General features: G+C 71.5%; 8 protein-coding genes. 5 read left to right on the plus strand and 3 right to left on the minus strand.

Features of this window, described 5'->3' with window-relative positions; translation table 11 throughout:
* Window positions 1-323 precede the first annotated feature (323 nt).
* The 4 genes from HFV08_RS29020 to HFV08_RS29035 are packed head-to-tail and all read left to right on the plus strand — an operon-like array spanning window position 324 to window position 4636.
* A complete protein-coding gene (locus HFV08_RS29020; RefSeq protein ID WP_168543505.1) occupies window positions 324-1592 on the plus strand; it encodes an ABC transporter substrate-binding protein in 1269 nt (422 codons plus the stop codon).
* A complete protein-coding gene (locus HFV08_RS29025) occupies window positions 1592-2578 on the plus strand; it encodes a carbohydrate ABC transporter permease (protein WP_168543507.1) in 987 nt (328 codons plus the stop codon). Before HFV08_RS29020 ends, HFV08_RS29025 begins: the two co-directional genes overlap by 1 nt.
* Window positions 2571-3413 (plus strand): carbohydrate ABC transporter permease, encoded by an 843-nt coding sequence (locus HFV08_RS29030; protein ID WP_168543509.1) that lies wholly within the window; start codon window positions 2571-2573, stop codon window positions 3411-3413. Before HFV08_RS29025 ends, HFV08_RS29030 begins: the two co-directional genes overlap by 8 nt.
* Before the next feature lie 5 nt (window positions 3414-3418).
* Window positions 3419-4636, plus strand: a complete 1218-nt coding sequence (locus HFV08_RS29035) for a Gfo/Idh/MocA family protein (protein ID WP_168543511.1) — start codon at window positions 3419-3421, stop codon at window positions 4634-4636.
* Between the two features lie 108 nt (window positions 4637-4744).
* Here HFV08_RS29035 and HFV08_RS29040 read toward each other — a convergent pair whose 3' ends face one another.
* The 3 genes from HFV08_RS29040 to HFV08_RS29050 all read right to left on the minus strand — a co-directional run bounded on the left by HFV08_RS29040 (window position 4745) and on the right by HFV08_RS29050 (window position 6676).
* Window positions 4745-5296, minus strand: a complete 552-nt coding sequence (locus HFV08_RS29040; protein WP_168543513.1) for a DUF4232 domain-containing protein — start codon at window positions 5294-5296, stop codon at window positions 4745-4747.
* 216 nt (window positions 5297-5512) lie between these two features.
* Window positions 5513-6232: an alpha/beta hydrolase gene (locus tag HFV08_RS29045; protein WP_312885874.1), complete on the minus strand. Its 720-nt coding sequence runs from the start codon at window positions 6230-6232 to the stop codon at window positions 5513-5515.
* 39 nt (window positions 6233-6271) lie between these two features.
* The gene (locus HFV08_RS29050; RefSeq protein WP_052482897.1) at window positions 6272-6676 is read right to left on the minus strand and encodes a zinc ribbon domain-containing protein; all 405 of its coding nucleotides are present in this window, start codon (window positions 6674-6676) and stop codon (window positions 6272-6274) included.
* A 335-nt stretch (window positions 6677-7011) separates the two neighbouring features.
* On the opposite strand from HFV08_RS29050, the gene HFV08_RS29055 reads away from it, so the two are divergent.
* Window positions 7012-7150 (plus strand): acyl-CoA dehydrogenase family protein (locus HFV08_RS29055; RefSeq protein WP_168543515.1); only part of this gene is annotated, 139 nt, incomplete at its 3' end.

Genomic DNA, 7150 nt, shown 5'->3' on the forward strand with positions numbered 1-7150 from the left:
CACCCCCCCCCCGCCGGCGCTCCCCCCGGGGGGCGCCCCCCCCCGCCCGCCGGGGGCGCCCCGCCGCGGTGCGTCCGGGCCCGGAAACCCCAGGTCGGCCGGGAGAGCGGGGCGCGCGGGCGTCACCGTGCGCGCCGCTGTCGAAGCGGTCCGCAACACCACCCCCTCTTTGCTCGAAGGTGATTGAAACACTCCTTGACGCGTCAATATTGAGCACATAGCGTCCCGGGCATCCCCTCAGGGTCCTCCCCTGCCGGATCCTCCCGACCGTCTCCCCCGCACCGGGCGGCCGGTGAGCGATCCGCTCGCCCGAAAGGATGCGCGTGCGCAGAAGATCGCTCCTCACCGCGGCCGCCGCCTCGGCGTTCGCCGCCGGTTGCAGCAGCTCCCCGGGGTCCTCGGACTCCCGGCACGGGCGCCTGACCTACGGAATCTGGGACGTCGCCCAGCTGCCCGCCATGCGCAGGGCGGCCAGGGAGTTCGAGCGGACCCGCCCCGGTGTGCGGGTGGACGTGCAGCTCACGCCGAACGGCACGTACTGGACCAAGCTGCGCACCGCGTGCACCAGCGGCACCGCCCCGGACGTCTTCTGGATGAACGGCCCGAACTTCGGCCTCTACGCCGACGCCGGGCAGCTCCTCCCGCTGGAGACCGAGGGCGGCGAGGCCGTCCTGCGCCCCGCCGACTACCCCGCGGACCTGGTCTCCCTCTACCGCTGGAACGGCGTGCAGTACGGGGCGCCGAAGGACTTCGACACCGTGGGCCTGTGGTTCAACAAGGAGCTCTTCGACCGCGCCAAGGTCGACTACCCGGACGCCGGCTGGACCTGGCAGGACCTGATCACCAACGCCCAGCGCCTCACCGACCGGCGGCGCGGCGTCCACGGCATCGGCGTCCCGGTGTGGGCGCAGGAGAACTACTACGACTCCATCGCCCAGGCCGGGGGCTGGGTGATCTCCGAGGACCGCAAGCGCTCGGGCTACCGCGACCCGCGGACCCTGGAGGGCCTGCGGCTGTGGGTGGACATGATCCACCGCTACCGGGCCGCGCCCACCCTCCAGCAGATCACCGACACCGACGCGACCCAGCTCTTCCAGTCCGGCCGGATCGCGATGGTCCAGGACGCCTCGTACAACGCGGCCACCTACTACGCCGACCCCGAGCTGCGCGCCAAGGTCGATGTCGCCCCGCTGGCCCGGGGCCGCCGCCGCGCCACCGTCATCCACGGGCTCGGCAACGTCGTCTACGCCCGCACGCCCCGCCCCGCACTGGCCCGCGACTTCGTCCGCTTCCTCTCCGGCAGGCGGGCCTCGCAGATCCAGGGCAAGTACGGCACCGCCATCCCCGCCTTCCACGGGACCCAGCGCGCCTGGGTGGAGGGCATGCCCGAGTTCGACCTCCAGGTCTTCCTGGACGCCGTCGACTACGCCGTGCCGTACCCGACCTCCGGCAACACCGCGGCCTGGGCCCACAAGGAGCAGCAGCTGCTCGCCCGGGCCTGGAGCGGCGACGAGAGCCTGGACGGCGCCACCACCGCACTGGCCAAGGCGATGGACCAACTGCTCGACCAGGAAGGGAGGGCCGGTTCCTGATGAGCCTCGACACCGAAGTCCCCGCGCCGCCCCCGGTACGCGCGCCCGTACCCGAGGCGGAGGACCGCGAACTGCGCAAGCGGGAGCGCGCCTTCGCCCACCGGGACAAGTGGTGGGGGTACGCCTTCATCGCCCCGGCCGGTCTCGGCCTCGCCGTCTTCTATCTGTGGCCCGTGGTGCAGACCCTCTACTACAGCTTCACCGAGTGGGGCGCCTTCGGGGGCACCACCTGGATCGGCACCGCCAACTACGACACCCTGCTGCACGACGCGGAGTTCTGGCAGGCGCTCGGCAACACCCTGCTCTACACGGGCCTCGTACTGCTCGGCATCCCGCTGGCGATGGTCCTCGCGGTGCTGCTCAACCTGAAGGGCATGCGTGGCACGGGCGTCTACCGCACGCTCTACTTCCTGCCCGTGGTGACGATGCCCGCCGCGGTCGCCGTGGTCTGGCGCTGGCTCTACAGCGGCGACGTCGGCATCCTCAACCAGGCACTCGACGCGGTGGGGATCGACGGCACGTACTGGGTGTCCGATCCCGACACGGTCCGCTTCGCGGTGGCCGCCGTCGGGGTGTGGATGACCGTCGGCTACAACATGATCCTGCTGCTCGCCGGGCTCCAGGGCATCCCGCAGGACTACTACGAGGCCGCCGCCCTCGACGGGGCGGGCCGGGTGCGGCAGTTCTTCTCGGTGACCATGCCGCTGCTCAGCCCGACCCTCTTCTTCACGACGGTGCTCTCCGTCATCCAGTCGCTCCAGGTCTTCGACCTGATCTATCTGATCCTGGGCGCCAACACCAGCGTGGGCGTGACCAATCCGGCCTACGGAGAGGGGCAGACCGTGGTGATGCTGTTCTTCCAGAAGTCGTTCTTCGACAACCAGCGCGGCTACGGCGCGGCCATCGTGAGCGTGCTCTTCGTCCTGATCATGGCGCTGACGGCGCTCCAGTTCCGGCTGCAGAAGAAGTGGGTGCACTATGCCTGAGGCGACCCGGAGCCCGAAGCGCGAAGGGCGGCTGTGGCCCGCGCACCTCGTCCTCTCGCTCGGCGCGGTGCTCACCGTCTTCCCGCTGCTGTGGCAGGTGCTGACCTCGTTCAAGAGCTTCGGCGAGTCCACCCGGGTGCCGCCGACGATCTGGCCGCACCACTGGGAGTGGTCGAACTACGCGACGGTCTTCGACTCGATCCCCTTCACCGAGCAGTTCCTCAACACCCTGCTCATGGCGCTGCTGCGGACCGCGGCCCAGCTGCTCCTGTGCTCGCTGGCCGCCTACGCCTTCGCACGGATCCGCTTCCCCGGCCGCCAGACGATCTTCCTCGGCTTCCTGGCCGTACTGATGGTGCCGGGCGAGCTGTTCCTGCTGCCGCAGTACCAGATCATGCAGAACCTGGGCTGGCTCAACTCGATGCAGGCGCTGGTGGTGCCGGGCATGTTCAGCGCCTTCGGCACCTTCCTGCTCCGGCAGTTCTTCCTGGGCCTGCCCACCGAGGTGGAGGAGGCCGCCCGCCTGGACGGCGCCAACCCCTTCACCGTCTACTGGCGGATCGCGCTGCCGCTTGCCCGGCCCGGGCTGCTCGCGCTCGGCATCCTGACCTTCCTGTGGTCCTGGAACGATCTGATGTGGCCGCTGATCGTCAACACCGACCCCGAGCAGATGCCCCTCTCGGCGGGTCTCGCCTCGCTGCAGGGGGCCCATCTCACCGACTACCCCGTCCTGATGGCGGGTTCGCTGCTGGCCACCCTCCCGGTGATCGTGGTCTTCATGGTCATGCAGCGGCAGTTCATCCAAGGCATCGCTTTCTCCGGAATGAAGGGCTGACTCCGATGACGGTCCCCTCCCCCGCCCCGGCGGATCCGACCACCCGCGAACTGCGCCTGGCCGTCGTCGGCCTCGGGCTGCGGGCCACCCTCGCCAAGGAGGCGCACCGGCCCGGAGCGGGCGCGGCCGTGGTCGCCGCCGCCGACACCGACCCGGGCAGCCACCCGAGGGCCCGCGAGTGGTTCGGCGAGGACGTCCGCCTCTACGGCGGCCACCGGGAACTCCTCGCGGGCGAGGACCTCGACGCGGTCTTCGTCATCACCCCCGACCACACCCACGAGGCCATCGTCACCGACCTCCTGGACGCCGGAGTCGCCGTCTTCGTGGAGAAGCCGCTGGCCATCACCACCGAGGGCTGCGACCGGGTCCTCGCGGCCGCCCGGCGCGGCGGCGCCCGCCTCTACGTGGGGCACAACATGCGCCATATGCCCGTGGTCCGGGTGATGCGCGAGCTGATCCAGCGCGGCGAGATCGGCGAGGTCAAGGCGGTGTGGTGCCGCCACTTCGTCGGCCACGGCGGCGACTTCTACTTCAAGGACTGGCACGCGGACCGCCGCAACACCACCGGTCTGCTGCTGCAGAAGGGCGCCCACGACCTGGACGTCATCCACTGGCTCGCGGGCGGCTACACCGAGCATGTCACCGCCCTCGGGGCGCTCACCCTGTACGGGGACATCGCGGACCGCTCCGGCCAGCGTCCGGGAGCGGTGATGCCGGACTGGTACGACCCCGAGCGGAACTGGCCGCCGCTCTCGCTCACCGGGCTCAACCCGGTCGTCGACGTCGAGGACCTCTCGATGATGACGATGCGCCTGCAGAACGGCGTCCACGCCAGCTACCAGCAGTGCCACTACACCCCCGACTACTGGCGCAACTACACGGTCATCGGCACCGAGGGCAGGCTGGAGAACTTCGGCGACCACGGCGAGAGCGCCGAGGTACGGGTCTGGCAGCGCCGCAGCGGCTACCGCGCCGACGCCGACCTGGTGGTCCCGATGCCCACGACGGCGGGCGGGCACGGCGGCGCCGATCCGCTGCTCGTCGAGGAGTTCCTGCGGTTCGTCCGGGTGGGCGGCGAGACCGACACCAGCCCGATCGCCGCCCGGGAGGCGGTCGCCGCCGGGTGCGCGGCCACCGAGTCGCTGCGCAACGACGGCCGGCCCGTCCGGGTGGACCGGGTGGCGCCCGAGCTTGCCCGGTGGTTCGACGAGGGGCAGATCTGACCCGCCGTCACCTGGTCAACTGCGCCGCCTCGCCGCGCAGTTGACCAGGTGACGTCTCTCGCCTCCGGTCCCGCGACCCTGCCGCGGTGTCGGCGCGTACTCCACGGGTCAGCGCCCCACGGGCACCTCGCGGGCCACCGCGGTCACCGCCAGGTCGCCGTTGTCGACCCAGGTGTCCAGCTTCACCGTCTTGTAGTCGGTGGAGGCGGGCGGCGTCACCACCAGATAGGCGGCGTGCCGCGCCTCGGGGGTGCCCGAATTGGCGCGCGTCCAGGCGACGTTGGCCTCGACCGTGCCCTCGGGCTTCAGGGTCACGGTCTCCTTGCCGGGGTCGTCCGCGTACCAGGTCTCGCCCCAGGAGGTGTCCGAGGTGAGGCGCTGGTGCTCGCCGTCCTCCAGGCCGAGTCCCGGGTAGCCGCGCAGCGCGCAGCTGTGGTCGGTGGTGTTCTTCAACTCCAGTGTGATTCCCACGTGGTTCATCCCGCCCGCGAGGTGTTCACGGACCGAGGCGGACAGCCCGGAGGCCGCGCAGGTCGGCGTGGCGGCGGTGCTCTCCGCCCCGGTGCCACCGGATATCGCGGCCTGGGCCGCGGCGGCTCCCGCCGTCCCGAGCAGTGCGGCAGCAGCGGCTGACACCGCGATCTTTCGGCTCGTACGCATGGCTCACCCCTCCCTCAGGGGGACCGGCCCGGCCGGCCGGTCGCGCTCAGGGTGCTCCTGTCCGCCCCGGCGCCCGGGAATGTCTCAGACGGGTAACACCCTTGAGGCACAAGGGACTTGAGAGCACCACCGCGCACAACCGGCGCACCTTTAGCCACCGCGTACGCGCCGGTGGAACGGCCCCGAGGTCCGTACGGGAGGGAGTCGGCCAGGCCTTCAGAGGAGTACGGGGGTGTCCCGGCCCAGTGCCTGGTCGACCTCGGCGGGGAGCGATCCGGCGGTCAGGAGCCCCACCGCGGTCTCCGCCGCCAGCTCGTGCCACAGCCGCCAGCGGCGCAGCATCGCGTGGTCGCTCTCGCGCAGCAGCAGGACCCCGGCGCGGGCGCCCTCCGCGCGGGCCCGGTAGGCGAGGGCCCGGGAGAGCGCGGGGTCGGTCACCCGGTCCCGCTCGCCGTGCAGGATCACCGTGGTCCGGCCGCGCAGCTGTGTGACGGGATCCTCGGGCGGGCACCAGGGCGCGAGCGCCACCACGCCGACGACGGCGGGATGACCGGCTGCGTGCAGTGCGGCCCGGCCGCCCATCGAGTGGCCGAGCAGGACGACGGGCACCTCACCGCTGAGCGCCTGCAGTTCGTCCAGTGCCTGCCGGGCGTCGCGCAGCGGATCCGCATCGGCGCCGTTCCAGCCGCGGAAGCGGTAGCGGACCCGGCCGACGAGCAGGTCCTCGGCGGGCATCCGGCGGGCGGCGGCACCGCCCAGGGGGCGCATCCGCAGTCCGGGGGTGTGCCAGGGGCGCGAGGTCTGGCGGCCCTCCGCCCGGCCGCCGTGCAGGACGAGGACGGCGGCGCGCGGCGCGGCCGGCTGCTGCCACAGCACCAGAGCACGGTGCTTCTGCGCGGGATCGGCGTGCATGGCCCCCACCTGGTCGACGGCCACGCACTCTACTTGCCGCCGGGCACGCGGGAGTCGGCGCCCTCAGAAACGGCGGAGTCCGCCCTGCGGCAGGGGCTCGTCCCAGGAGTCCCGGCACAGCTCCACCACGGGTTCGTCGGTCGGCTCGACGGTCGTCGCGAGGCGGACCCGCGCGCCGGGGCGCACCATCGGCAGCGAGCCCGCCACCCGGCACCACACGGTGAAACCCTCGTTCATCGTCACCGGCCAGCGGTCCCGGTCCGTGCTCAGCCTGCGGTACGTACAGACGACGCCGCGGCCCTCGCTGCGCTCGGTGTCGAGTTCCGTCGAACCGCAGCCGGTGCACAGCAGCCGCTGGTAGAGGGCGGTTCCGCACCAGCGGCAGCGCTGGAAGTACAGCTCCGCCGCCGGGGGGCTCGGCTGCACCTCGCGGTCGAGTACCGCAGTCCTGTTGGTGAGCTCGAACATGCCTCGTCTCCCTGTGGATAGAGCCGATTCACCCTTCGCCTTGATGAACGCCAAGTTACGGCACTCCGTGCCTACCCGTAAAGACACTGAGTGCCTTTTGACTTGTCCGGCCCGTCCGGAAGGGGCCCGGGGTGCCGCGAAACGGCCGCCGCCCGCACCGGCACTTCGCATCGAACGTGCACCGCGAGATACAGCGCGAGGCGAGCATGAACAGAGGGAGAAGCCGTGCGAGCTGCGCGGCTGCGTCCTCGGCATGCAGTGTGGTCTAGTAGTGGCACTAAGTTCCCCCACAGCTTTCCTGCGGCGCGCAGCGGCAGAACGGACTGGAGCAAGCGATGACTGACCCGGCTTTTGATCTGTACCGGCCGTCGGAGGAGCACGAGATGCTCCGGGAGACGGTGCGCGCGCTCGCCGAGGCGAAGATCGCGCCGTTCGCCGCGCAGGTGGACGAGGAGGGCCGCTTCCCCCAGGAGG

Source organism: Streptomyces physcomitrii (assembly GCF_012273655.1).
Classification (GTDB): Bacteria; Actinomycetota; Actinomycetes; order Streptomycetales; family Streptomycetaceae; genus Streptomyces; species Streptomyces physcomitrii.